The organism is Nonomuraea sp. NPDC049400 (genome assembly GCF_044466425.1).
Classification (GTDB): domain Bacteria; phylum Actinomycetota; class Actinomycetes; order Streptosporangiales; family Streptosporangiaceae; genus Nonomuraea.
The window spans coordinates 232,266-255,673 of record NZ_JBITMP010000011.1 but is presented as its reverse complement, the minus strand read 5'-3'; the positions used below and the strand labels follow the sequence as shown (position 1 = coordinate 255,673).

27 protein-coding genes and 1 pseudogene are annotated in these 23,408 nt (G+C 69.1%); 6 read left to right on the top strand and 22 right to left on the bottom strand.

Annotated features, from left to right (window positions below):
* The first annotated feature begins 291 nt into the window (after nucleotides 1–291).
* Nucleotides 292–477 carry a hypothetical protein gene (locus tag ACIBVN_RS19880; RefSeq protein ID WP_397138279.1) on the top strand — a complete coding sequence of 62 codons (186 nt, stop codon included), beginning with the start codon at nucleotides 292–294 and terminating at the stop codon, nucleotides 475–477.
* Here the strand turns inward: ACIBVN_RS19880 and ACIBVN_RS19875 are convergent.
* The 9 genes from ACIBVN_RS19875 to ACIBVN_RS19835 all read right to left on the bottom strand — a co-directional run bounded on the left by ACIBVN_RS19875 (nucleotide 474) and on the right by ACIBVN_RS19835 (nucleotide 8,484).
* Nucleotides 474–656, bottom strand: a complete 183-nt coding sequence (locus tag ACIBVN_RS19875; RefSeq protein ID WP_397138277.1) for a hypothetical protein — start codon at nucleotides 654–656, stop codon at nucleotides 474–476. The genes ACIBVN_RS19880 and ACIBVN_RS19875 overlap by 4 nt on opposite strands.
* A 37-nt stretch (nucleotides 657–693) precedes the next feature.
* Complete coding sequence (locus ACIBVN_RS19870; protein ID WP_397138275.1) at nucleotides 694–1,131, bottom strand: hypothetical protein; 438 nt, start codon at nucleotides 1,129–1,131, stop codon at nucleotides 694–696.
* Nucleotides 1,132–1,243: 112 nt separating this feature from the next.
* Nucleotides 1,244–3,979 carry a DEAD/DEAH box helicase gene (locus ACIBVN_RS19865; RefSeq protein ID WP_397138273.1) on the bottom strand — a complete coding sequence of 912 codons (2,736 nt, stop codon included), beginning with the start codon at nucleotides 3,977–3,979 and terminating at the stop codon, nucleotides 1,244–1,246.
* A gap of 98 nt (nucleotides 3,980–4,077) precedes the next feature.
* Nucleotides 4,078–4,965, bottom strand: a complete 888-nt coding sequence (locus tag ACIBVN_RS19860) for a YegS/Rv2252/BmrU family lipid kinase (protein WP_397138271.1) — start codon at nucleotides 4,963–4,965, stop codon at nucleotides 4,078–4,080.
* Between the two features lie 16 nt (nucleotides 4,966–4,981).
* Nucleotides 4,982–5,851 carry a twin-arginine translocase subunit TatC gene (gene tatC / locus ACIBVN_RS19855; protein WP_397138269.1) on the bottom strand — a complete coding sequence of 290 codons (870 nt, stop codon included), beginning with the start codon at nucleotides 5,849–5,851 and terminating at the stop codon, nucleotides 4,982–4,984.
* Between the two features lie 83 nt (nucleotides 5,852–5,934).
* Nucleotides 5,935–6,261, bottom strand: coding sequence for a Sec-independent protein translocase subunit TatA (gene tatA / locus ACIBVN_RS19850; RefSeq protein ID WP_397138267.1), 327 nt, complete (start codon nucleotides 6,259–6,261; stop codon nucleotides 5,935–5,937).
* A gap of 30 nt (nucleotides 6,262–6,291) precedes the next feature.
* The gene (locus tag ACIBVN_RS19845) at nucleotides 6,292–6,492 is read right to left on the bottom strand and encodes a hypothetical protein (protein ID WP_397138265.1); all 201 of its coding nucleotides are present in this window, start codon (nucleotides 6,490–6,492) and stop codon (nucleotides 6,292–6,294) included.
* Complete coding sequence (locus ACIBVN_RS19840; protein ID WP_397138263.1) at nucleotides 6,489–7,454, bottom strand: helix-turn-helix transcriptional regulator; 966 nt, start codon at nucleotides 7,452–7,454, stop codon at nucleotides 6,489–6,491. The genes ACIBVN_RS19845 and ACIBVN_RS19840 overlap by 4 nt, the downstream gene beginning before the upstream one ends.
* Before the next feature lie 67 nt (nucleotides 7,455–7,521).
* The gene (locus tag ACIBVN_RS19835) at nucleotides 7,522–8,484 is read right to left on the bottom strand and encodes a helix-turn-helix transcriptional regulator (RefSeq protein ID WP_397138261.1); all 963 of its coding nucleotides are present in this window, start codon (nucleotides 8,482–8,484) and stop codon (nucleotides 7,522–7,524) included.
* 38 nt (nucleotides 8,485–8,522) lie between these two features.
* Between ACIBVN_RS19835 and ACIBVN_RS19830 the strand changes: the two genes are divergently transcribed.
* Nucleotides 8,523–9,590, top strand: coding sequence for a DUF3866 family protein (locus tag ACIBVN_RS19830; protein WP_397138259.1), 1,068 nt, complete (start codon nucleotides 8,523–8,525; stop codon nucleotides 9,588–9,590).
* On the opposite strand, the gene ACIBVN_RS19825 is transcribed toward ACIBVN_RS19830, so the two are convergent.
* The 9 genes from ACIBVN_RS19825 to prcB all read right to left on the bottom strand — a co-directional run bounded on the left by ACIBVN_RS19825 (nucleotide 9,536) and on the right by prcB (nucleotide 17,131).
* Nucleotides 9,536–10,015, bottom strand: coding sequence for a DUF3291 domain-containing protein (locus tag ACIBVN_RS19825; protein WP_397138257.1), 480 nt, complete (start codon nucleotides 10,013–10,015; stop codon nucleotides 9,536–9,538). The genes ACIBVN_RS19830 and ACIBVN_RS19825 overlap by 55 nt on opposite strands.
* A 16-nt stretch (nucleotides 10,016–10,031) precedes the next feature.
* A complete protein-coding gene (locus tag ACIBVN_RS19820; RefSeq protein WP_397138255.1) occupies nucleotides 10,032–10,688 on the bottom strand; it encodes a helix-turn-helix transcriptional regulator in 657 nt (218 codons plus the stop codon).
* 9 nt (nucleotides 10,689–10,697) lie between these two features.
* A complete protein-coding gene (locus ACIBVN_RS19815; RefSeq protein WP_397138253.1) occupies nucleotides 10,698–11,048 on the bottom strand; it encodes a hypothetical protein in 351 nt (116 codons plus the stop codon).
* Between the two features lie 14 nt (nucleotides 11,049–11,062).
* Nucleotides 11,063–11,995 carry an FKBP-type peptidyl-prolyl cis-trans isomerase gene (locus tag ACIBVN_RS19810; RefSeq protein WP_397138251.1) on the bottom strand — a complete coding sequence of 311 codons (933 nt, stop codon included), beginning with the start codon at nucleotides 11,993–11,995 and terminating at the stop codon, nucleotides 11,063–11,065.
* Nucleotides 11,996–12,055: 60 nt separating this feature from the next.
* Nucleotides 12,056–13,003 carry an FKBP-type peptidyl-prolyl cis-trans isomerase gene (locus ACIBVN_RS19805; RefSeq protein ID WP_397138249.1) on the bottom strand — a complete coding sequence of 316 codons (948 nt, stop codon included), beginning with the start codon at nucleotides 13,001–13,003 and terminating at the stop codon, nucleotides 12,056–12,058.
* 74 nt (nucleotides 13,004–13,077) lie between these two features.
* Nucleotides 13,078–14,436, bottom strand: a complete 1,359-nt coding sequence (gene pafA / locus ACIBVN_RS19800; RefSeq protein WP_344995632.1) for a Pup--protein ligase — start codon at nucleotides 14,434–14,436, stop codon at nucleotides 13,078–13,080.
* A gap of 114 nt (nucleotides 14,437–14,550) precedes the next feature.
* Entirely contained in the window at nucleotides 14,551–15,084 is a 534-nt protein-coding gene (locus ACIBVN_RS19795; protein ID WP_397138247.1) for a hypothetical protein, read from the bottom strand.
* Between the two features lie 388 nt (nucleotides 15,085–15,472).
* The gene (gene prcA / locus ACIBVN_RS19790; protein WP_397138245.1) at nucleotides 15,473–16,261 is read right to left on the bottom strand and encodes a proteasome subunit alpha; all 789 of its coding nucleotides are present in this window, start codon (nucleotides 16,259–16,261) and stop codon (nucleotides 15,473–15,475) included.
* Nucleotides 16,262–16,282: 21 nt separating this feature from the next.
* Nucleotides 16,283–17,131, bottom strand: a complete 849-nt coding sequence (gene prcB / locus ACIBVN_RS19785; RefSeq protein WP_397138243.1) for a proteasome subunit beta — start codon at nucleotides 17,129–17,131, stop codon at nucleotides 16,283–16,285.
* 348 nt (nucleotides 17,132–17,479) lie between these two features.
* Between prcB and ACIBVN_RS19780 the strand changes: the two genes are divergently transcribed.
* The 3 genes and pseudogenes from ACIBVN_RS19780 to ACIBVN_RS19770 all read left to right on the top strand — a co-directional run bounded on the left by ACIBVN_RS19780 (nucleotide 17,480) and on the right by ACIBVN_RS19770 (nucleotide 18,819).
* Nucleotides 17,480–17,749 (top strand): hypothetical protein, encoded by a 270-nt coding sequence (locus tag ACIBVN_RS19780; RefSeq protein WP_397138241.1) that lies wholly within the window; start codon nucleotides 17,480–17,482, stop codon nucleotides 17,747–17,749.
* A 4-nt stretch (nucleotides 17,750–17,753) separates the two neighbouring features.
* Nucleotides 17,754–18,656, top strand: a pseudogene (locus ACIBVN_RS19775) (DNA polymerase IV); the annotation flags it as partial.
* Between the two features lie 34 nt (nucleotides 18,657–18,690).
* Nucleotides 18,691–18,819: a hypothetical protein gene (locus ACIBVN_RS19770; protein ID WP_397138404.1), complete on the top strand. Its 129-nt coding sequence runs from the start codon at nucleotides 18,691–18,693 to the stop codon at nucleotides 18,817–18,819.
* Here ACIBVN_RS19770 and ACIBVN_RS19765 read toward each other — a convergent pair.
* A complete protein-coding gene (locus tag ACIBVN_RS19765; protein WP_397138402.1) occupies nucleotides 18,792–19,385 on the bottom strand; it encodes an endonuclease VII domain-containing protein in 594 nt (197 codons plus the stop codon). The two genes, ACIBVN_RS19770 and ACIBVN_RS19765, sit on opposite strands and share 28 nt — an antisense overlap.
* A 437-nt stretch (nucleotides 19,386–19,822) precedes the next feature.
* Nucleotides 19,823–20,032, bottom strand: a complete 210-nt coding sequence (locus ACIBVN_RS19760; RefSeq protein ID WP_185076845.1) for a ubiquitin-like protein Pup — start codon at nucleotides 20,030–20,032, stop codon at nucleotides 19,823–19,825.
* Between the two features lie 147 nt (nucleotides 20,033–20,179).
* Here ACIBVN_RS19760 and ACIBVN_RS19755 point away from each other — a divergent pair, with 147 nt between their 5' ends.
* Nucleotides 20,180–20,584, top strand: coding sequence for a hypothetical protein (locus ACIBVN_RS19755; protein ID WP_349448796.1), 405 nt, complete (start codon nucleotides 20,180–20,182; stop codon nucleotides 20,582–20,584).
* A gap of 66 nt (nucleotides 20,585–20,650) precedes the next feature.
* Here ACIBVN_RS19755 and dop read toward each other — a convergent pair whose 3' ends face one another.
* Together dop and ACIBVN_RS19745 are read right to left on the bottom strand one after the other, a co-directional pair.
* Nucleotides 20,651–22,165: a depupylase/deamidase Dop gene (dop, locus tag ACIBVN_RS19750; RefSeq protein WP_397138238.1), complete on the bottom strand. Its 1,515-nt coding sequence runs from the start codon at nucleotides 22,163–22,165 to the stop codon at nucleotides 20,651–20,653.
* 86 nt (nucleotides 22,166–22,251) lie between these two features.
* Nucleotides 22,252–23,349: an acyltransferase family protein gene (locus ACIBVN_RS19745; protein WP_397138236.1), complete on the bottom strand. Its 1,098-nt coding sequence runs from the start codon at nucleotides 23,347–23,349 to the stop codon at nucleotides 22,252–22,254.
* Between the last annotated feature and the right edge of the window lie 59 nt (nucleotides 23,350–23,408).

The following is a 23,408-nucleotide window of genomic DNA, read 5'->3' as shown; positions in this document are numbered from 1 at the left end:
AGCTGAGTGCCAGCCATGATTCCTCCCCCGTTTGGTGACTTGCACAAATCGCACGTTATCACCAGATTTGCGATAAAGCAGCAGAGTTCGACAATTCAAAAGAGACTTGACCGGTAAAACCAGAAGGCAACGGCCATTCGGCGCGGCCGTTAAATCACTTGCAAACGAACACAACCGCTGATCGGAGTCACGGAAATGCCAAGGATGCTACTAAGAACTGGTTCCAAGGATGTATTTCACTCGATACTTTGGTCCGATGGATCGGAGGGCTCCGGCCGGGATCATTGACGCATGGCATTCATCGGCGTCATTCTCATGATCCAGGGCTTCGGCGGCCTCATCGCCGAGCACGTCTTCGGCCGCAACTTCGGCCTGCTCCACCACTGGCTCCAGGGCACCGCACTGACCACCGTGAGCGTCATGGTGGGCATCGCGGGCCTGGCACTGACGATCTCCGGCGTCCGCAAGGAGTCCTAGTGCCGGGCTCCGGCCTGATGACGGCGGCGCCGGGCTGACCAGCACAGGATGCCGGACCCGTGGCGCCCGCCCCGGCGCGGGTGGCGATGCCGGTGCCGGTCGGCCATCCGGGCGGCGCTCACCTGGGCGCCCTCCAGTGCGGCCACGACGCTCTGCACGGCAAGGTCGAAGGGCGCCAAGGCTCATCGACGGAGGACTGCGGGCGTGGCACTCGCCTCAGTCGGGCTCCCTTTCGGGCGGGACCAGGTCGGGTCGCTTCGGCCACTTGATGCCGGGGTTGGGCGCGATCACATCGGATGGCTGGTCCGGCCCCTTGATGCCGGTGCTCGGCGCGACCACCTCCGGTGGCCGGTTCGGCCATTTGATGGTGGGGCTGAGCACCTCGGGCGGCTTCTCCGTCCATTTGAAAAGGGAAGCTCTACGCCGCTGCTCGGCACGTCTCTTGCCTGGCCCCTTCTGACGAAGGCAGCGCTTCGGCTTCTTCTCCACCCTCTTTTTGCAGGGAGCCGCGTGGTCCATCGCGATGGGCTCCTGAGCAGCGGAAATGACCGCGGCCGAGGCGGATGCGGCTGTCCCGGCAGTCGCCATCGACCCGCCGGCCAGGCCGACAACGAGCGTCGAGGCAAGCAATGGAGTTCGTTGCTTGCCAAGCATTGACTTTACTTCCGGAGTGAAGCCCTTTCGTCCTAGAAATAAACGGTACGCCGGTAATCGAATGCTACGAAGTACTTATAGTGCTTGTTGCCTGGGCCTGGGTAAGATCTACTCAGGTGAGCGAAGAGTAGGCCACCACGCCGCGGCGCATCGCGTCGATCGCCTTGCCCGCCGTCTGCTTGATCTTGCTGCCGTCCGGAGCCGCGTTGCCGAGCTGGCTGAGCAGGTCCATGAGCTGCTTGATCCACCGCACGAAGTCGCCGGCCGCCAGCTCGTTGCCGTTGATGCCGTCCATGAGCACGGCGTCGAGGCTGTGCCCCTTCGTCCAGCGGAACGCCGCCCAGGCGAACCCCAGATCGGGCTCCCTGATCGTGGACAGCCCGTGGTCGGACTCGATGCCCTCCAGCTCGCCCCACAGCCGGATCATCGCCGTCAGCGCGTCCTTCGTGCTTCCTGCGGGGACCTTGGGGCGGCGCGCGTCGTCGGACGCCCGCGACTCGAACACCAGCGCCGACACGCACGCCGCCAGCTCGGCCGGGTCGAGCTCCTCCCACAGGCCGTTGCGCAGGCACTCGGCGGTCAGCAGGTCGAGCTCGGTGTAGATGCGGCCCAGGCGGCGGCCCTCGTCGGTGACGGTCTCGCCCTCCAGGTAACCCAGCTGCTCCAGCACCGAGCAGATGCGGTCGAACGTACGCGAGATGACGTACGAGCGGCTCTCGACGCGGCGGCGCAGCCCCTCGGTCTCACGCAGCAGCTTGTAGTAGCGCTCGGCCCAGCGGGCGTGGTCCTCGCGCTCGTCGCAGCCGTGGCACGCGTGCTGGCGTATGCGCCGGCGCAGCTCGTTGACCTCCTCGTCCTCCACCGTGTGGTCGCGCGCCCTGACCGGCTTGCCCAGGTCGCGGTCGCCGATCTTGGCGAGCAGCGTGGAGACGAGGTTGGCACGCTCCTTGGGCGAGCGGCCGTTGAAGTTCTTCGGGATGCGCAGCTTCTCGATGGGCTCGACCGGGACCGGGAAGTCGGCCGCGTCGAGCTTCTTCACCTGCTTGCCGATGGTCAGCACGAGCGGGCTCGGCCCGGTGCCGGCGGCACGGCCGCGCGGGTTGCGGCCGGGGTCGAGCACGATCGCCAGCCCCGCCCGGCGCCCGCCGGGCACCCGGATGACGTCGCCCGGCTCCAGCGCCTCCAGCGACCGCACGGCGGCCGCCCGGCGGGCCGCGCCGCGCTGCCTGGCCAGCTCCGCCTCCCGGTCGGAGAGCCTGCGGCGCAGCTCCGCGTATTCGGGGAAGTCGCCCAGGTGGCACGTCATCGCCTCCTGGTAGCCCTCCAGTGCCTCCTCGTGCTTGCGCAGCTGCTTGGCCAGCCCCACGACCGCCCGGTCCGCCTGGAACTGCGCGAACGACTCCTCCAGCAGCGTCCTGGCCCGCTCCCTGCCGAACTGGCCGACGAGGTTGACCGCCATGTTGTAGGAGGGCTGGAAGCTGGAGCGCAGCGGGTAGGTGCGCGTCCCGGCCAGGCCCGCCACCGACAGCGGGTCCATGCCCGGCTGCCACAGCACCACCGCGTGGCCCTCGACGTCGATCCCCCGCCGCCCGGCCCGCCCGGTGAGCTGGGTGTATTCGCCGGGCGTCAGGTCGGCGTGGGTCTCGCCGTTCCACTTGTCGAGCTTCTCGATCACCACGCTGCGGGCCGGCATGTTGATGCCCAGGGCGAGCGTCTCGGTCGCGAAGACGGCCTTGACCAGGCCGCGCGTGAACAGCTCCTCCACGACCTCCTTGAACGCCGGCAGCATCCCCGCGTGATGCGCGGCCAGCCCGCGCTCCAGGCAGTCACGCCACTCCAGGTAGCCCAGGACGGCCAGGTCCTCATCGGGCAGATGCGCGGTGCGCTCGTCCACGAGCTGCCTGATCTCGTGCCGCTCGCGGTCGGAGGTGAGCCGGATCCCGGCGTACAGGCACTGCTTGACGGCGGCGTCGCACCCGGCGCGGGAGAAGATGAACGTGATCGCCGGCAGCAGCCCCTCGGCGTCGAGCTTCTCGATCACCTGCACCCGGTCCGGCGGGCGCGAGCGCTGCGGTCTGCCGTAGCCGCGCCTGCCGCGACCCGCCATCAACCGCTCGGCGTCGCGCGTCACCCGCATCAGCGTGGGGTTGATGCGCAGCGTCAGGTCGTCGTTCATGAACATGTCATAGACGCGGTTGCCGACCATCATGTGCTGCCACAGCGGCACCGGACGGTGCTCGTCGACGATCACCGTGGTGTCGCCGCGCACCTCGCCCAGCCACTCGCCGAACTCCTCGGCGTTGCTCACCGTCGCCGACAACGCCACCAGGCGCACCGACTCCGGCAGGTGGATGATCACCTCTTCCCAGACCGCGCCGCGGAACCGGTCGGCCAGGTAGTGGACCTCGTCCATGACCGCGAACCCGAGACCGCCCAGCGTCGCGGACCCGGCGTACAGCATGTTGCGCAGCACCTCGGTGGTCATGACCACGATGGGGGCGTCGCCGTTCACGCTGTTGTCGCCGGTCAGCAGGCCGACCTTGGCGGTGCCATAGCGTTTGACCAGGTCGTTGTACTTCTGGTTGGACAACGCCTTGATGGGGGTGGTGTAGAAGCATTTGCGGCCCTGCTCCAAGGCCAGGTGGACGGCGAACTCGCCGACGACCGTCTTGCCCGACCCCGTGGGCGCCGCCACCAGCACCCCGTCGCCGGCCTCCAGGGCACGGCAGGCGTCCAGCTGGAAGTCGTCCAGCTCGAAGTCGTAGAGACCTCGGAACGATCTCAGCGCGCCCCCGTCGTCCCCGTGTCTCTGACGGAAGGCCGCATAGCGTTCCGCTGGCGTTGTCATACCCGCCAGCCTACCGAAATCGCCATTCCGGTCCGTCCCACCGGAGTACGCCAAGGCCCTTCCAGCCGCGCCGACCCGGCGCCTTTACAATGTAGATTTCAAACGAGGACCCGCAGCGCCCCAGGTCGGACCGCACAGTGCACCGGCGCCGGCCCGACGCGTTCACCGTCGGCGTAGGCGATCACGTCGGAAGCCTCCAGCCGCACGCTGCGCACCCGCCGCACCGACACCGCAGGGTGCCCCACGTGCGTCCCCCGGTAGACGCTCGGGAAGACCCGCAGGAACTCGGCCTTGGACACGGCGTCCAGCATCATCACGTCCAGCAGCCCGTCGTCGGGCCGCGCGTCCGGGCACACCCGCATCCCCGCCCCGTAGGAGCGCGTGTTGCCCACGGCGACCAGCATGACGTCCCGCTCGACGACCTCCTCCTCGTCCAGGGTCACCCGGAACGGGATGGGCCGGAAGGAGCGCAGCTCCTCCACCATCGCCACCACGTACCGCCCCATCCCGGGCGGCCAGGTCCGCCGGTTGGCCCGCTCGTTCACCCGGGAGTCGAACCCGCAGCACACCACCCCGGCGAAGAGCTCATCGGCGGACCCCGCCACGATCCGGGCGGCGTCGACAGCGCGCGACTTCATGCGCAGCACCGTGCGGGCCGCGGCGACGGGGTCCTTGCAGGGCAGCCCGAGCGCGGCCGCGATGTCGTTGCCGGTGCCGGCCGGGATGATGCCGAGCGGCACGCCGGTGCCGGCCACGGCCTGCACGGCCAGGTGGACCAGCCCGTCGCCGCCGAAGGCCACGAGCGCGTCGGGGCGTCCGGCCACGGCGGTGCGGGCGCGTTCCAGCGCGTCGGCGGCGTCGTCGCCGACGATCACCGACAGCTCGGCCCCTCCGGCGCGCAGCCGGCGCGCCACGGGCTCGAGCATGCGCAGCGTACGGCCGCCGCGGGCGCTGGGGTTGACGAACAGGGCGAGTCGAGGGGCCACGCCCGGAACTTATCGCCTATCGCGTGGAACCGGAATCCTCCCCGCGTCGCTCGTCGTCGAGCGGGACGGAATCATCCCCGGGCCGCTCGTCGTCGAGCGGGGCGGAGTCCTCCACCAGCGGCGAGGCCTCGTCGTCGGACAGGTGGGAGAAGTCCTCCGTGGCGGGCATGCGCTTCTCGCGCATGAACATGAAGAACTCGGCCAGGAAGTACAGCACGACCATGGGCGCGGCCAGCGCCATCATCGTCAGCGGATCGCCGCCGGGCGTGATGACCGCGCCGAAGACGAACATGGCGAAGACCACCCAGCGGCGGTTCTTCTTGACCGTGGCGTGGGAGAGCACGCCGATGATGTTGAGGAACACCAGCAGCAGCGGCAGCTCGAACGAGACGCCGAAGATGATGATCATGATCAGCACGTAGTTGACGTACTCATCGATCTGGATGATGGCCACGGCGTCGCTCGGCGCGAACCCGAGCAGGATGGCCAGGCTGGTGTCCATGATCACGTATGCCAGCGCGGCGCCGACCATGAACAGCGGGATCGCCAGCCCGAGGAAGGCGATCGAGTAGCGCTTCTCGTTGCGGTAGAGGGCCGGGGTGACGAAGGCCCAGATCTGGTAGAGCCAGACGGGTGAGGACACGACGACGCCGACCATCGCCGAGACCTTCAGCGTCAGGAAGAAGGACTGGAAGATGCCGCCGTAGGTCAGCGTGCACTCGCCGACACGCAGCTGCTGGGCCTGCGGCGTCTCGCAGAACGGCTCCTTGATGAACGCCCAGACCGGATCGAAGACGATCCACCCGATGATGATGCCCACGACGACGGCGATCGTCGCGATGAGCAGCCGGTTGCGCAGCTCGCGCAGGTGCTCCATGAGGGGCATGCGGCCCTCAGGATCAGGCGCGGGCTGACTCGACCGTTTGAGCAGCGCCATCTAACAGTCCAGGTGAGAAGGAGGGATGGGGGTCAGGCGCGCTTGTCGGCCTGGGAGGCGGCGCTGGCGCGCAGCTTGGCGGCCTGCTCCTCCAGCTGCCTGGCCTGCTCCTCGGCGGAAAGCGCGGGCGCGGCCTGGATCTGCGGCGCGGGCGCGGGCGCAGGCTGCGGCTGGGCGGCGGGCTGCGCCTGGACGGTGTGAGTGTCGTCGTCGTCCTCGCGGAGCTTGGCCGTCTCGGACTTGAAGATGCGCAGCGACCTGCCGACGCCGCGGGCCATCTCGGGCAGCTTCTTTGCGCCGAACAGCAGGACGAGCACCAGTGCGATGATCAGAAGTTCGCCGACTCCGAGTTGCGACATGAAACGCCCTTTTCTAGCGAGTGCCTTTTTTCAGCCCCGATCGTACGCTGCCAGGGCCGTGGTCTCATCCCCCTGGTGCGACAATCTGGACAGCCTCGGCTCCAGCTGCGCCGTCGCCTCGGCGATTTCCCCCTTCAGAGTACGTGCCGCCACAACGACACGGGCACCCGCGAACCCGAGCACCGCCAGCCCGCCCACGCACAGCCCGACCGCCACGTAGATCCACGTCATGACTGGTGAGCGTACAGGGCCAGGGCGCGCTCGGCCTCCTGCCGTACGGTCTCGGCCATCTCGGGCGGCGAGACGACCCTGCCGGTGTCGCCCAGGCGCAGCGCCAGCTTGAGAATCCAGTCCTCGTCGCGGGCCCGCAGCGCCACCCGCAGCCGCCCCTCGCCCAGCTCGGTGACCTGCTCGCACGGGTAGTACTCGGCCACCCACCGCCCGGCGGCGCTGAGCTCCAGCTCGACCAGCTCGTCGGTCGGCGAGGGCCGGAAGACGCCCCGGGTGACGTCGATGGGCTCGGCCTCCTCCGGCGGGTCGGCGGGCACGTCGAGCACGTCCACGCCGAGCATCCGGTCGAGCCTGAACAGCCGCATCGCCTCGGCCCGGTAGCACCACCCCTCGAGGTAGGTGCGGCCGTCCACGACCACGATCCGCGTGGGGTCGACCTCGCGCGGCGTCACCTCGTCGCGCCCTGGCACGTAGTAGCGCAGCGACAGCCGCCGGCCCCTGGTGAGGCCCTCGCGCACGCGCGGCAGGGCGTCGGGAGCGGCGTCCACGTCGACCGCGAGCTGGCTGCTGACGGTGGCGGCGCCCTCGCCCGCGGCCCGCTCCAGCTTGGCCACCACCCGCGGGAGCGCGTCGCCCGGCACCTCGGCGAGCTCGGGGGTGGCGGCCAGCATGCGCAGGGCCACCAGCAGCGCGCTGGCCTCGTCGATGCCGAGCCGCAGCGGCCTGGCGATGGTGTCGGCGTTGTCGATGATGATCTCGCCGCCGTCCCAGGACACGTCGATGAGGTCGCCCGGGGTGTGCCCGGGCAGGCCGCACATCCACACGAGCTGCAGGTCGTCGATGAGCTGCTTCTCGCTCAGCCCGAACACGCCGGCCACCTCGCCGACCTGCGCCCCCGGGTGGGACATCAGGTACGGCACCAGCGCCAGCAACCTCGGCAGCCTGTCGGCAGAGCCGCTCATGCGCCCTCCTTCGTCGGTCGCATGAGCGGACCGCTGCTGTGTCTATTGGTTCGTCCGCTCCGCTCTCTCACGCCATTGCCCCTTTCAGCCGGCGGATGACGGCCTCGCGGGCGTCCGGCGGCTCGGCGACCTGCACGTCGGCGCCGAGGCTGGCCATCCAGCCGGCCAGGCGTTCCGGGTCGGAGAAGGGCAGCTCGGCCTCGTCCCACTCGCCGTCGCCCTCGCGTACGGCCGTGGCCAGCTGGCGCAGCCCCTCGCACGTCCCCCGGCGTACGCGGACGACGGCCACGCGCTCGTCCGTCGAGTCGTCGGGAAAGCCGACCATACCCCGTAGATCGACCCCTTCTGGCACCTCGAACGCCCCCGCCTTGCCGACGACGGTGACCTGCCCGGTGATCCGGCTGAGCCGGAAGACGCGCGGCGCGCCCCTGTCATGGTCGAACCCGGCGAGATACCAGCGGCCGTTCCTGCTGACCACGCCCCAGGGCTCCACGGTGCGGGAGCGCACGTTCTCGCTGCCGGCGCCGCGGTAGTCGAAGCGCACCACGCGCCGGTCGCGCACGGCCTCCCACAGCGCGGGGAAGGCCGGGTCGCGGGTGTCGACCCGCAGCTCCAGCGCACTCCCGCCGATGGACCCGCCCACGGGCTGGTCGGTGGCCACGCCGCCGGCACGCAGCTTCAGCAGCGCCCCGGAGGCGGCCTCGGCCAGGCTGGCCCGCTGCCAGACCTGCGCGGCCAGGCCCAGCACGGCGGCCTCGTCGGGCTCCAGGGTGATCTCGGGCAACTCGTAGGACTGGCGCTCGATCCGGTAGCCCGGCTCGTCCTCCCAGGGGTCGCGCACCACGTCGATGGGGATGCCGATCTCGCGCAGCTCGTTCTTGTCGCGCTCGAACATGCGCTGGAACGCCTCGTCGCCGTCGCGGTCGTAACCGGGGACGGCCTGGCGGATCTGCTCGGCCGACAGCGGCCTGCGGGTGGCGAGCAGGCAGATCACCAGATTGAGCAACCGTTCTGTCTTCCGGCGCGACATCTGCCTCACTCCTCTTCCATCGACGCTACCCTGCCCCCGTGATCAGATGGCGCAAGGGCGAGGTTGTACGGATCCGACGCGAGTGGCCGGGAGCGGTGGAGCTGGACGTCGCCGTCCCCGAGGGGGAGTGCCGGGCGCTGGCGTATCCGCCGTTGGTGGGCCGCCCGGAACCCGGCGACGAGGTGCTGCTCAACACGACCGCGCTCGCGATGGGTCTCGGTACGGGAGGTTACGCCATGGTGGTGGCCGTCCCTAACCGTTTGCCGCAAGATCCTGAGGGTCCGGGGCACCTGGTGAAGGCGCGGTACACACCGCTGCAGGCCACCGTGCTGGGCGCCGACGAGCAGGACTCGCCGCATCACGGGCGGTTGCGCGAGGCCGACTCGGTCGACGGCATGCCCGTGGTCGTGGCCGACCTGCACTCGGCGCTGCCGCCCATCCTGTGCGGCCTGTACGCGGAGCGGCCCGGCACGCGGGTGGCGTACGTGATGCAGGACGGCGGGGCACTGCCGGCGTGGTTCTCGATGGCGGCGGCCCGGCTGCGGGAGATCGGCTGGCTGGCGGGCGTGGTGACGGTCGGGCAGTCGTTCGGCGGCGACGTGGAGGCGGTCACCGTCCACACCGGGCTGCTGGCGGCCAGGCACGTGCTGGAGGCCGACGTGGCGGTCGTCGCCCAGGGCCCCGGCAATCTGGGCACGGGCACCAGGTGGGGCTTCTCGGGGGTGTCGGCGGGCGAGGCGGTGAACGCGGCGGGCGTGCTGCTCGGCCGTCCGGTGGCGGCGCTGCGGGTCAGCGAGGGCGACAAGCGCGAGCGCCACTACGGGGTCTCGCACCACTCGCTGACCGCCTACGGCCGGGTCGCCCTCTCCCCCGCCGACGTGCCGGTGCCCGTGCTGCCCGGGGAGTTCGGCGAGCGGGTCAGGGACCAGGCCGAGCTGCTGGCCGTACGGCACCGCCTGGTGCCGGTGCCGGTGGACGGCCTGCACGAGGCGCTGCGCGAGTCCCCGGTGCGCCTGTCGACGATGGGCAGGGGGCTGGAGGAGGACCTGGCCTACTTCCTGGCCTCGGCGGCGGCGGGCAGGCTGACGGCCTCGCTGCTGTCGTAGGAGTCCTTGAACGTGAACGCCTCGGGGCTCGGGCCCTCGGCCTTGAGGCGTTCCAGCCGCCGCATGCCCTCCGCCAGCGACGGGATGTGACCCTCGGGGATCCACCACATCACGATGTACGGCTCCGCCATGCGCAGGAACCACTCCCTGCGCCGGCGCAGCACCTCCAGGTGGGGGCTGCGGTAGACGTAGTTCCACAGGGAGTCCAGCGACTCCCACACCGAGAAGTTGATCAGCAGGTGGTCGCCGTACTCGTGGATGACGGTGGCGGTGGGGTCGTCCTCGCTCTCCTGCAGCCGCCACACGAACCCGGGGGCTTCGTCGGCGATGGCGTTGATGGGCTCCAGGAGTGCGACGAACTCGGCGAGTTCGGGGCTGTCGATGGGGGCGCGCAGGTGGGCGATGTTCAGCTCGGCGAGATGCATGCCGCTCAGCACACCATCACCCGCCTTCTATGTCAATATCCGTTTGTTTTAGAGTGACGCAGCATTCTCCCGGCCTCGGGTCGAGCGCGGCCCTGGCCGGATCGTCGCCGAGCCCCTCGAGCAGGCCCTGGCACAGGGCCAGGTTCATGGAGCACACCAGCAGCGGCTGCTCCTGGGCGAGCACGTGGAACGGGCAGTTACGCAGCCGCAGCGCGCCGCCCTCCTCGTACGGCTCGTAGCCACGCGCCTCGAGCACCTGCTCGACCGGCTTCCCCGCGTGCCTCCCGGCCATCTTCGCGCCCGCCTCGCGCGCGGACCGCTCGGCCTGCTCCTCGGCCCCCAGGGCGTCCACGACGCCGGCCAGGACGGAGGCGAGGGTGGCGTAGTCGCGCGGCGGCAGGCTCACCGACCGCTCGCCCCTGGCCCGGCGGTAGACCTTGGCGGGCCGGCCGCTGCCCGGCCCCTTCTTGTCCTGCGGACGGAAACCGCTCTCCAGCAGCCCGGCCTCGACGAGCTTGTCGAGGTGGTGGCCCGCGAGGGTTCTGGACACGCCGGCGGCCTCGGCTGCCTCTCCCCTGCCCACGTCGCCGCCGCGGGCCGCGACGACCGCGTACAGGCTGCGGCGGACGGGGTCGTGCAGGAGGGCCAGCGCGTCCAGGTCATCGCTACTCACAGCGGGAGTCTATGAAAGCTTCCGCTCGACATGCTTGTGGGTGCACCCGCGGCTGGGCTTGATCTCGGCGCCGCTGTACTTCCGCCAGCACGCGCCCTTCTTGATCACCCAGATGTCGATCCACTCGGGGGCGTGGTAGCGCCGGTGCACGTCCTTGGCGTTGCGCAGCAGCCGGGCGGCCACGCGGCCCGCGTCGGCCTTCGAGGCGGAGACGTGCACCCACGTCTGGCCGGCGTCCCCGCCGAAGACGCAGTGCTTGACGCCCTTGCAGAAGGGCGGGCCGGCGCTGGCGGAGGCGGCGGGGGCCACGCCGAGCAGAACGGCTAAGGCGGACGATATGACGAGGAATGTACGGATCATGCGGTCCATGGTGCTCAGTACGCGGCCAGCACGTCCACGACGAACACCAGCGTGTCGGAGCCCATGACGCCGTGGGCGGGATCGCCGGCGGCTCCGTACCCGTAGGAGGGCGGCACGATCATCAGGACGCGGCTGCCGGCGGGCACGCCCACCAGGGCGCGGTCCCAGCCCTTGATGACGCCGCCGTCGCCGATCCTGAACGCCTTCGGCCGGCCGGTCGTCCAGGTGGTGTCGAAGACGCGGCGGCGGCTCCAGCTCGCGCCCTCGTACTGGGCGACCACGAGCTGCCCCGCCTGCGTCGCGCGCCCCTCGCCCCTGGCCAGCACCTTTACCGCGAAGGCGGCCGGCGGCGCGGTCGCGGGCACCTTCAGGGCGGGCCTGCTGTCGCCGGTGACGCGCACGCCCGCCAGCGTGCCGCCGCCCGGCCCCGCCGAGGCGCCCCTGGAGTGGGCGCCGAGGATGTCGACGACGTAGAGGAGCTCCTCCCCCGGGCCGCGCGGTTCGGAGGGGACGGCGGCGACGACCCTGCTGCCCACCCGGTGGCCCCGCAGCGCCCCGCCGAGCCCCTCACTCACGGGGAAGGCGGCGGGGACGCCGCGGTCGAAGGTGGAGTCGACCACGCGGTTGTCCTTGCCGTCCCAGACGTGCGCGGTGTACTGGACGATCGCCACGTCGTCCGCCGCCAGGGGCGGGCCGGCGCCGGTGGCCGGCTCGACCACCTGGAGCCCGGCGGCGGGCTTGCCGCCGGGGAAGGTGATCGTCGGCCTGGCGCCGAACGGGCCGGCCACCCTCATGTCGAGGCCGCCCACCGTCACATCGAGGCCTGCCGCCATGCCTGAGCCGCCCGCCGTCAGGCCAGGGCCGCCCGCTGCCATATCCGGGCCGCCCGCGCAGCCGGCGAGCAGCACGAGTGCCGGCAGCAGCGCGGCGGTGCGGTGGCGGCGCATCGGTCCTTCCAGGCGGCCGGGGCTGGGGCTGGCGATGCTACCGCCTCGCCCGGACCCGCGTCAGTAGGCCGCCAGGACGTCCACCACGAACACCAGGGTGCTCTTGGCGGGAATGCCCTGCTGCTCCTGGTCGCCGTAGCCCATGTCCGGCGGGATGCTCATCACGACCCGGCTGCCGACCGGCACCCCGGCCAGGCCCTGCTGCCAGCCCTTGATGACGTTCCCGAGCGGGAACTCGGCCGGCTGGCCCCGCTCCCAGCTGGAGTCGAACTGCTTGTCGGTGCCCCAGATCTTGCCCGTGTAGTTGACGGTGAGCGTCTGGCCGGGCTGCACCTTCGCGCCGGTGCCCTCGATCAGGGTCTTGACGACCAGCTTGTCCGACGGCTTGTCCTTCGTCTTCGTGGACAGCGTGGGCGCCTTCTCGCCGCCGGGGCTCTCGACCTTGACGCCCTTGAGGCTCTGGCCGGTGTCCTTGCCGGTGGCGGCCTTCAGCGGCGTCGGCGCGGTGCCGACGACGTCGAACACGAACACCTTGGTCGGCTCGGCAGGCGCGGTCGCCTGCTGCTGGGCGGCGGAGTCGTTGGCCAGCACGGCCAGCAGCCGGCCGCCGTGCTTGACCTTGGTGAAGCCCTCCTGCAGCACCCGCGGGATCTGCTCGTTGACCGCGATCGTCTCGGGCTGCTTGGTGTCGTAGGAGGAGCCCTGGGCGGCGTTGCCCTTGCCGTCCCAGTTGTAGACGGTCAGGTTGACGATCACCCGGTCGCCCGCCTTGACCCCGCCTCCGGTGCCCGGCTGGACCACCGAGTACGAGGACGTCGTGGCGGGTGATCCGGACGGGAAGGCCACCGTGGGCTTGGCGCCCACGTTCCCGGTGACCTTGAACCCCGACGCTCCCGCTCCCGCTCCCGGCGCGCTGGACGCGCCGGTGCTCGCGCTGTTGTCGGAGCCGCAGGCTGCGGCGAACAAGATCAAAGGCACGGCGGCCAGTACGGCCAGAGCGCGGCGCATGGGTTTCCCTCGGAAAGACGGCAGATTCGCGTCACCCTACCCGACTTGAAGGTAGGGCCGAGGTAAACCCCGCGCTACATCCCGGCTATGAGCTTGTCCACCCGTTCGTCCACGCTGCGGAACGGGTCCTTGCACAGCACCGTGCGCTGCGCCTGGTCGTTCAGCTTGAGATGCACCCAGTCGACGGTGAAGTCGCGCCGCTTCTCCTGCGCCTTGCGGATGAACTCGCCGCGCAGCCGCGCCCTCGTGGTCTGCGGCGGCACCGACTTGGCCTCGAAGATCTTCAGGTCGGACGCCACCCGCTCCACCGAGCCGCGCTTCTGCAGCAGGTAGTACAGGCCCCGCTTGCGGTGCACGTCATGGTAGGCCAGGTCGAGCTGGGCCACCCGCGGCGAGGACAGCGGCAGGTCGTACTTCTTCCGGTAGCGCTCGATGAGCTGGTATTTCGTCACCCAGTCGATCTCCCGGGAGACCAGGTCGAGGTTGCCGGTGTCGACGGCGTTCAGCGTGCGCTCCCACAGCTCCAGCACCCGGTGGGCGATGGCGTCGCCGCCGCGGCGGTCGACGAAGTCCTTCGCCTTGGACAGGTATTCCTGCTGGATCTCCAGGCTGGACGCCTCACGCCCGTTGGCCAGGCGCACCCTGCGCCGGCCCGTCATGTCGTGGGAGACCTCGCGGATGGCCCTGATCGGGTTCTCCAGCGACAGGTCGCGCATCACGGTGCCCGACTCGATCATGCGCAGCACCAGGTCGGTGGCGCCGACCTTGAGCAGCATGGTGGTCTCGCTCATGTTGGAGTCGCCCACGATGACGTGCAGGCGGCGGAACCGCTCGGCGTCGGCGTGCGGCTCGTCCCGCGTGTTGATGATGGGCCTGGAGCGGGTGGTGGCGCTGGAGACGCCCTCCCAGATGTGCTCGGCCCGCTGTGAGACGCAATAGACGGCGCCGCGCGGCGTCTGCAGGACCTTGCCGGCCCCGCACACGATCTGGCGCGTCACCAGGAACGGGATCAGCACGTCCGCCAGCCGCCCGAACTCCCCGTGCCTGCCGACCAGGTAGTTTTCGTGGCAGCCGTAGGAGTTTCCGGCTGAGTCCGTGTTGTTCTTGAACAGATAGATGTCACCGGCGATGCCCTCCTCGCGAAGCCGTTTCTCGGCGTCGACCAGGAGGCCCTCGAGAATGCGCTCACCCGCCTTGTCGTGGGTGACGAGCTCGATGACGTTGTCACACTCGGGTGTTGCGTATTCAGGATGGCTGCCCACGTCGAGATAGAGACGTGCGCCGTTGCGGAGGAAGACGTTGCTCGATCGGCCCCAGGACACGACCCGCCGGAACAAGTAGCGCGCGACCTCGTCGGGCGACAGCCTGCGCTGCCCCCTGAACGTGCAGGTCACGCCGTACTCGTTCTCCAGCCCGAAGATGCGACGATCCATCACCTCACACTATGCCCATGGATCGGCGAGCGGGAGAGATCTTCCCAGGTGTTTTCGCTCGGCGCGCCGTGCCCGCGCCCGCCCCCACGGGGCGCGGGGCGCTGGCGCTCGCGATCAGGGGGTATAGATCTCCTGAACTTTGACGATTTTTCCCTTGTAGACGGTGATGAGCGAGGGATGGCCCTGGTCACCGTGGCGCTTGATCAGCACGCTCCTGGAGCACCGCTTGGCGCCGAGTCCCGTGTTCCTGTCGACCGTCATGCCGCTCATCGACGACTTGCAGCCGTAGGCGGACAGGAAGACCACGTCCTTGGCGATGGGCGAGGCGTACGCCGTGACGTCGCCCTTGGGCGGGCCCACGAAGAGGCCCTCGGTCTCGGTGCCCTTCTTCCACCTGATCGGCTCGTACTCGGCCACACCGCCCCGGATGTGGGTGATCCAGCCGCGCAGGATGCCGTTGTGGCGGGAGTGGATGCCCTTGGTGAAGTCGTGCTTCGGGTCCTTCTGGAAGGTCGTGCCGAAGATCTTGGGCGCCTTGTAGTCGGGGACCGCGGCGGCAGCCGTCGCCGCCTGGGCCGCCACACCTGAGCTCAGCACCACGGCCACGGCGGCACCGGCCACCAGGAGACCACGTTTGGGAGTGTTCACGGATTCTGAGATTCTCGATCAACCTGTGAAGTTCGCCCGAACCATAGTGAAACAGGTCACATCGCACGCGTCGCGCCGAACCTCACCGCACCGGCGCCCAACCGGCCCCGCGCTACACCCCGGCGCAACGCGACACCACGCCGCATCCCGCATCCCGTCGCAACGCAACACCGCCTCACGCCCCACCCCGCCCCAACGCAACACCGCCCCGCGCCACCCCGCACCCCGGCACAGCGCAACACCGCCCCACGCCGCCCATGGCATCGTGGGCCGGCCTTGTGACGGCGGGCCACGGAAACCCGGAGACCCGCCACATCGCGTGGCGGGTCTCCGGAAACGCCGTCAGGGGCCGCCGTGGCGGCCCCTGACGGGTGTGAAGCGCGCGGCCCTACAGCGGCGAGGACCCGTCGTCCACGTCACCCTCAGGGCCAGTCGGGGGCGGCGTGTCCCCCGAGGAAGAGGGGGCAGCCAGGGGTGGGGTGGCGGCCGGGGTGGAGGTCTGGGCCAGGAGACGCTCCAGGCGGGCGCCCGTGAGACGGAGGAACTTGCGGTGCTCACGGTTGCGGTCGAGCACCGCGACCTCCAGCTGCGCCACCGGCGGCCGCTCGCCGCCGGGCTCGGTGAGCGCCGTCAGCGCCACCTCCAGCGCGTCGGCCAGCGACATCGACTCGCGGTAGCGCTCCTTGAGCCGCGTGGCCACCGCCTCGGCCTGGCCGCCCATGGCGGCGAAGCCGTGCTCGTCGAAGACCGAGCCGTCGAAGGTGAGCCGGTAGATCGCGTCGCCGTCCTTGGTCTCGCCCACCTCTGCGACGACGACCTCCACCTCCAGCGACTTGATCGACTCGGTGAAGATGCGGCCGAGGTTGGAGGCGTACAGGTTGGCCAGGCCACGACCGGTCACGTCGGAGCGGTCGTAGGTGTAGCCGTTGATGTCGGCGTAGCGGATGCCGCCGAGCCGCAGCTCCTCGAACTCGTTGTAGCGGCCCACGGCCGCGAACCCGATGCGGTCGTAGATCTCGCTGATCTTGTGCAGCGCCCGCGACGGGTTGGGCGCGACGAACAGGATGCCGTCGACGTACTGGAGCACGACGACGGAGCGGCCCCGCGCGATGCCCTTGCGCGCGTAGTCGGCCTTGTCCCGCATGATCTGCTCAGGGGACGCATATCCGAAAGGCATGGACACGGTGGTGATCCCTTTCTAGCGCAGCGGGGCGATGGGGCCGTCGGGCGAGATCAGCCGCGCCTCGAGCATCTGCTCGACGTAGGCGGAGACCTGCTCCTCGGTCAACCTGCGGAAACCATCGGCGTCGATCACCGACACGATCGGCCAGATCTTCCTCGTGACGTCGGGCCCGCCGGTCGCCGAGTCGTCGTCGGCCGCGTCGTAGAGGGCCTGGATGAGGATCATCGCCATGTCGTCGGCCGAGGCGCCGTCGCGGTAGAGCTTCTTCAGCGACCCGCGCGCGAAGATCGAGCCGGAGCCGATGGCGTCGAATCTCTCGCGCTCGTAGGGGCCGCCCGCCACGTCGTAGCTGAAGATGCGCCCTTCATCCTTGTCAGGGTCGTACGCGGAGAACAGGGGCACCACCACCAGCCCCTGCATCGCCATGGCGAGGTTGCCCCTGATCATGGTGGCCAGGCGGTTGGCCTTGCCCGCCACCGACATCGTGCGGCCCTCGAGCTTCTCGTAGTGCTCCAGCTCCACGCGGAACAGCCGGGCGAACTCGATGCCGGTGCTGGCCGTGCCCGCGATGCCCATGCACGAGTAGTCGTCGGTGCGGAACACCTTCTCCACGTCGCGCTGCGAGATGATGTTGCCCGACGTGGCCCGCCGGTCACCCGCCATGACCACGCCACCGGAGAAGGTGGCGGCCACGATCGTGGTCGCGTGCGGAACCTGGTCGCCGATCGGGGTGGCCAGCACCTCATCCCGCTGCGGCAACAAATCAGGCGCATACGAGCTGACAAACTCCGTGAACGAGGAACTTCCGGTGTTCTGGAAAAGCTGGTTGACCAAGCCGACGGGCAGATCCCTGTGCGATGCCACGCGACTCCCTCCAAACGTCAATGTTCCTAGGGCGACCCTACTCATGTTGCGTTGCTGTCTGCACTTCCCACGATCAGCTCACGGCGAACCCACCTGATCACGCGCCACCACGTTCCGTGCCCAGATCGTTTCCTTACGGACGCCACCGCCATGCGACCGTCGGTATGTCTGCACCTCCTGAACGGGAGGCCGACACAAGATCAGCCAGCTGACCTGCGGTGAGTTCGGGGCCACCATCCTCCTGGCGCTCACGCCCTGCGGCACCGGCACGGAGGCCGGCGGGGGCGGCATCACCCTGACGATCGCGGCCAACTCCATCATCGGCGGCAGGAACTCCGAGTCGGCCCTGTGGATCGAGCAGTGGTGATCCCCGAGTTCGAGAAGACCCACCCTGGCGTCAAGGCGCTGTTCCAGCCCAGCGGCGTCGACGGCGTCTGGGCCGGCGACATCAAGCCGCTGTCCGAAGTGGGCGGCGACCGTCGAGCAACGGGAGGGGTGGTCGCGGACCCCGCAGGCCGTGCGGGCCTCGGCGACCCCCAAACCCCCGCCTGGGCCGTACCGCTCCGCGCCCTCATCTACCGCGACGACGAGCTGCTCACCACATCACGACATACTTAGGACCATGAGGGACTGGATCCTCCACGTCGACCTCGACCAGTTCATCGCCGCCGTCGAGCTCCTCCGCCACCCCGAGCTCCGCGGCAAACCCGTCGTCGTCGGCGGGTCAGGAGACCCCACCCAGCCCCGCACAGTCGCCGCCACCGCCACCTACGAAGCCCGCGAATACGGCATCCACTCCGGCATGCCGCTCCGCACCGCCCTCAAACGCTGCCCCGACGCGATCTTCCTGCCCAGCGACCCGCCCGCCTACGAAGCCGCCTCCGCACGCGTCATGGCCGTCCTGCGCGAATTCCCCGTCCTCGTCGAAATCTGGGGCTGGGACGAAGCCTTCCTCGGCGCCACCACCGACGACCCCGAAACCCTCGCCGCCGCCATCCAGCAAGCCGTGCACGCCCGCACCCAGCTGACCTGCTCCGTCGGCATCGGCGACAACAAACACCAGGCCAAACTAGCCTCCGGCCTCGCCAAACCCGCCGGAATCCACCGCCTCACCAGCGACAACTGGGCCGAGACCATGAACGACCGGCCCACCCACGCCCTCTGGGGCATCGGCGCCAGAACCGCCAAAAAACTCGCCGCCCTCGGCCTCCACACCGTCGCCCAGCTCGCCGCCGCCGACCCCGCACACCTGGCCCGCCACTTCGGCCCCACCAACGGCCCCTGGTACCGCTACCTCGCCCTCGGCAAAGGCGAAGCCGAAGTCGTCACCACCCCCTGGATCGCCCGCGGCCACAGCCGCGAAACCACCTTCCAGCACGACCTCACCGACAAGGCCGACATCGCCCACCACGTGGCCGCCCTCGCCACCCGGGTCGCCCACGACGCCAACGAAGCAGGCCGCCAAGTCACCCGGGTATCGGTCAAGGTCCGCTTCACCCCGTTCCTGACCCGCACCCGCCAGTTCAAAACTCCCCGCACCCACCACGGACCCGGCCACCATCGAACAAGCGGCCCTCACCATCCTCGACCGCTACGACCTCACCCGCCCCGTCCGCCTCCTCGGCGTCGCCGTCGACTACACCCTCCCGCCGAGAGACGATCAGCCCACCCTCGAGGCCCTGGAATAGAAATCCGCCCGAAGCTCCTCCTCGGCCCGGATCAACTCCTGCAACTCCTCCTCCGAAACCTCGACCTCGTCGAATTCCCCGAGAGACGCCTCGACATAAGAAAGCGCCCGCCACACCACACCCGGATCGTCCCTGAACTGCCCGATCCCGGTATTGCACGGCAAACACAACGCGTACCGCACATCACCCGTGCGATGACAATGATCCACGTGCTCGGGCGGCCGACCCCAGCACACCACGCACAAACCATGCTGGGCCGAGATCATCCGCTCGACATCCTCATGCCGCACCTGATAGCGCTGCGTGAGGTGATAAGTCCTCGTGTGCGCAACTTCACCAGCGGCGCGCTGCTCCGGGAGGATCACGAACTCCGGCCAGAGAATCTCCCCGTCCAGATAAAGGGCCGCCAACTCCAGCAACACGAGGTTGTCGCCGAAGTGGCCGAGCCCGTTGTTGCAGTTGAAACAGAGAACGCCCCGGACCTGGCCGGTCTCGTGGCTGTGGTCGACGAACGTGCCCGGCACGACCTGACAGATGGCGCAGAGCCCGCCCTGACGGGCGAGCATGCGCTCAAAGTCGTCCTCGGTGATGCCGTAGCGGCGTTTCAGGTGGTAATTGCGAGTGCTGCCATGGTGCTTAACGCGGTTTTCGCGCATCGCTTCGTGGTGGCATGGCTTGCAGTAAGCGGTGAACCCTGACTTCTCCGCTCGGTTGCGTCCGAATTCCGTGACAGGCTTCACTTCCTCGCAGCGCGGACAATATTTGTGCCCGTCAGGAGCTTCAACCCGCTCGCGCACGGTCTTGCCTTGCTCGGCCATGCGCTTGCGATAACTCTGAGTGGAGCGCCGCCGGAAGCAGAGCTTGCAATACAGCGCACGCCCATCGGCCATGCGTTTATTGAGCCCGAACTCGGAGACCGGCTTGGTCTCGCCGCAGTCCGGGCACCGCTTGGTTTCGTCCGGCGTTTCCACCCGATTTACCCCTTTTAAATGTCCGTTTTGCCCTACTCTCCGCCTTTTTGGACGTAGCTGCGCACGAACTCCTCTGCGTTCTCTTCGAGAACTTCGTCGATTTCGTCCAGAATTGCGTCGACATCGTCCGTGAGCTTCTCCTGCCGCTCCTGAACGTCCGGCGTCGCCGAGGCCTCGGTCTCCTCGACTTCGCTCTCGCGCCGCCCGGCCTGCTTCTGGCCGCCGGTGTCCTTGGTTGCCATGTCCTACCTCCACTTGGGGGACGTGCCTCTAGGCATATCTTCCCCGAACCGGGCGACATTTCGCGCCGATCGCCCAGCGATCTTGTCGTCTTGACTAGATAGCCGAACTATCCAATACTGGATGCCGTACGCACAAGGAGGTTCGGAATGTCCCCCCAGTCTCTGAGCACGGCAGGTGTGCTCCTCATCACAGTCCCGGGTGTGGCCTTCGGCGGCGTCACACTGCTGAAGTTCCTGATGCGGAACGTCCCGGGCTACCTGGACAACCCCGTCCGGCGGGGCCTGTGGCGCGCCGGGCACGCCCATGCGGGCGTGCTGGTGCTGTTCTCCCTGGTGGCGATGCTCTACGTGGACCAGGCGAGCCTGCCGGAGGGCGTGAAGGCTCTGACGCGGGCGTTGATCGTGGCCGCGCCGATTCTCATGCCGCTGGGTTTCTTCCTGTCGGTGGTGCGGCCGAGTGACACGAAGCCGAGCAGGCTGATCTGGCTGACGGTGGCGGGTGGGGTGTGCCTGGCGGTGGGCACGCTGACGCTGGGTGTGGGCCTGTTGTGACGGCCCGCCCCGGGACGGCGGTCATCGCCGCCGGTGAGGGCGGTCAGTCGCCGCCGGTGAGGGCGGTCAGTCGCCGCCGGTGAGGGCGGCGACGAGGTCGGCGGCGGTGCGGCAGCGGTCGAAGAGTTCGCCGACGTGGGCCTTGGTGCCGCGCAGGGGTTCGAGTGTCGGCACTCGTTGCAGGGATTCCCTGCCGGGGATGTCGAAGATGACGGAGTCCCAGGAGGCGGCGGCGACGGATTCGCTGTATTGGCTCAGGCAGCGGCCGCGGAAGTAGGCGCGGGTGTCGGTGGGCGGGCTTTCGACGGCGCGCTGGACTTCTTCCTCGGTGACGAGGCGTTGCATGCGTCCGCGGGCGACGAGGCGGTTGTAGAGGCCGCGGTCGGGCCGGATGTCGGAGTATTGCAGGTCGACGAGCTGGAGGCGGGGGTGGGACCAGTTGAGGCCGTCGCGGGAGCGGTAGCCCTCGAGGAGTTCGAGTTTGGCGACCCAGTCGAGTTCGCGGGAGAGCTGCATGGGGTCTTCGGCGAGGCGGGTGAGCACGGACTCCCAGCGGTCGAGGATGTCCTTGTTCATCTCCTCTTGGGCGGTGCCGCGCTCTTCGACGTATTTGCGAGCTTGCTCGAGGTATTCCATCTGGAGCTGGACGGCGGTGAGCTTGCGGCCGTCGCGCATGGAGATCTCGTAGCGGCAGGTGGGGTCGTGTGAGACGGCCCTGAGGGCTTGTACGGGGTTGTCGACGGCGAGGTCGCGGGTGAGGAAGCCCTCTTCGATCATGGCGAGGACGAGGGCGGTGGAGCCCAGCTTCAGGTATGTCGAGATTTCCGACATGTTGGCGTCGCCGATGATCACGTGGAGCCGCCGGTACTTCTCGGGGTCGGCGTGCGGCTCGTCGCGGGTGTTGATGATGGGCCGCTTCAGCGTGGTCTCGAGGCCGACTTCGACCTCGAAGAAGTCGGCGCGCTGGCTGATCTGGAAGCCCTCGCCGCGCGAGTCCTGGCCGATGCCGACCTTGCCGGCGCCGACGACGACCTGCCGGGAGACGAAGAAGGGGGTGAGGTGCCTGACGATGTCGGCGAACGGGGTGGCGCGCCGCATGAGGTAGTTCTCGTGGCAGCCGTAGGAGGCGCCCTTGGCGTCGGTGTTGTTCTTGTAGAGCTGGATGGGCGCGTTGGAGGGGATGGCGGAGGCGCGCGTGGCGGCGTCGTACATGACTCGTTCGCCCGCCTTGTCCCAGATGACGGCTGCCCGTGGGTTGGTGCACTCGGGCGAGCTGTATTCGGGGTGGGCGTGGTCGACGTAGAGCCTGGCGCCGTTGGTGAGGATGACGTTGGCGAGGCCGAGGTCCTCGTCGGTGAGCTGGGTGGGGTCGGCGACCTCTCTGGCGAGGTCGAAGCCGCGCGCGTCGCGCAGTGGGTTCTCCTCTTCGAAGTCCCACCGTGCCCTGCGCGCGCGGGCCGCCGAGGCGGCCAGGTAGGCGTTCACTACCTGGGAGGAGGTCACCATCGCGTTGGCGCCTGGCTGGCCGGGTACGGAGATGCCGTACTCGGTCTCGATGCCCATCACCCGACGCACCGTCATCCAACACCCTCTGTTCGTCCGGATCTGCCTATCCGCCGTTTATATGCCCGAGCCTATGCCCTTCACAGTGCCCCAGGGTCACAGAGTTATGGCACCGACGCCTTTTCCACCTGTACGGCGGGAGCTGATGGGGTTTGTGTGCGTCTGCGGGGCTTGAGTAGCCGCTGGATGGGCCGTTCGGCAAAGGAGTACACGAGATAGGACACCAGCACGGCCGCCAGCACGGTCACCGTGGCGGTGGCCCAGGGGGGCAGGTGGCCGGTGAGCAGGGGGATGAGGGCCACCGCGAGCACGCTATGGAGGAGGTAAAGCGGGTATGTGGTGCCGCCGAGCGCGGTGAGCGTTTTGGAGGGTTTGAGCCTGAGCAGTCCGAGCGCGACGAGCGACATCAGCACGAAGATCAACGTGATGGTGATGATGACGCTGACGTCGGTGACGGGCATGTTCTTGAACCCGGCGCCGTCGATGCGCCGGTGGACGCGGCCGAGCGCGGAGTCGATCGACATGGCGTACCCGGCGGCGACGTAGAGCCAGGGAAGCACGGCGCTGCCGTGCTTGTGTATGAGATACAGGGCCATGCCGGCGGCGAAGTAGGGCGCGTAGTCCGGCATGACGATCTCGCGGACGACCTCGTTGTCGAAGAGCTGGGCATGCGCCAGCAGCTTGACGGCGAGCGCGGCGACCAGCCAGATGCCCGTGAACGCGAGCACGCGCCCGTACGTGACCCCGACGATCACGAGGATGGCCATCAGCAGGTAGAAGCGGAGCTCTGCCCACAGCGACCAGTAGACACCGCTGGCGTCGGTGACCTTGAACAACCGCTGGAACATGGTGGCGTTCAGCAGGTATTCGCCTGGTGAAAGTTTTGGGTCGAGCGCCTTGGCGCCGGTGAGCCCGTACAGGGCCGCGACGGCGCCGAGGCTGAGCCAGTACGCGGGGTAGAGGCGGACGAGCCGGGACCGGGCGAACCCGCCGAGCCCCCGCCCCCAGACAGTCATGAGGATGACGAACCCGCTGATGATGAAGAACAGCTCGACGCCGAGGATGCCCAGCCCCGCGATGGGCGCCAGCGCCGGGAACAGCTCGGCGGGCCGGTCTCCCCAGACGGATGCGTACGCGACCAGGTAGTGGAAGGCGACGACGGCCAGGGCGGCGAGGAAGCGCAGGAGGTCGAGCTCGGCCAACCGGCCGTCCCCCCGAGCATGCTTGGGCCGGTTGGGTGCGTGCACGCCCTTTTGACGTC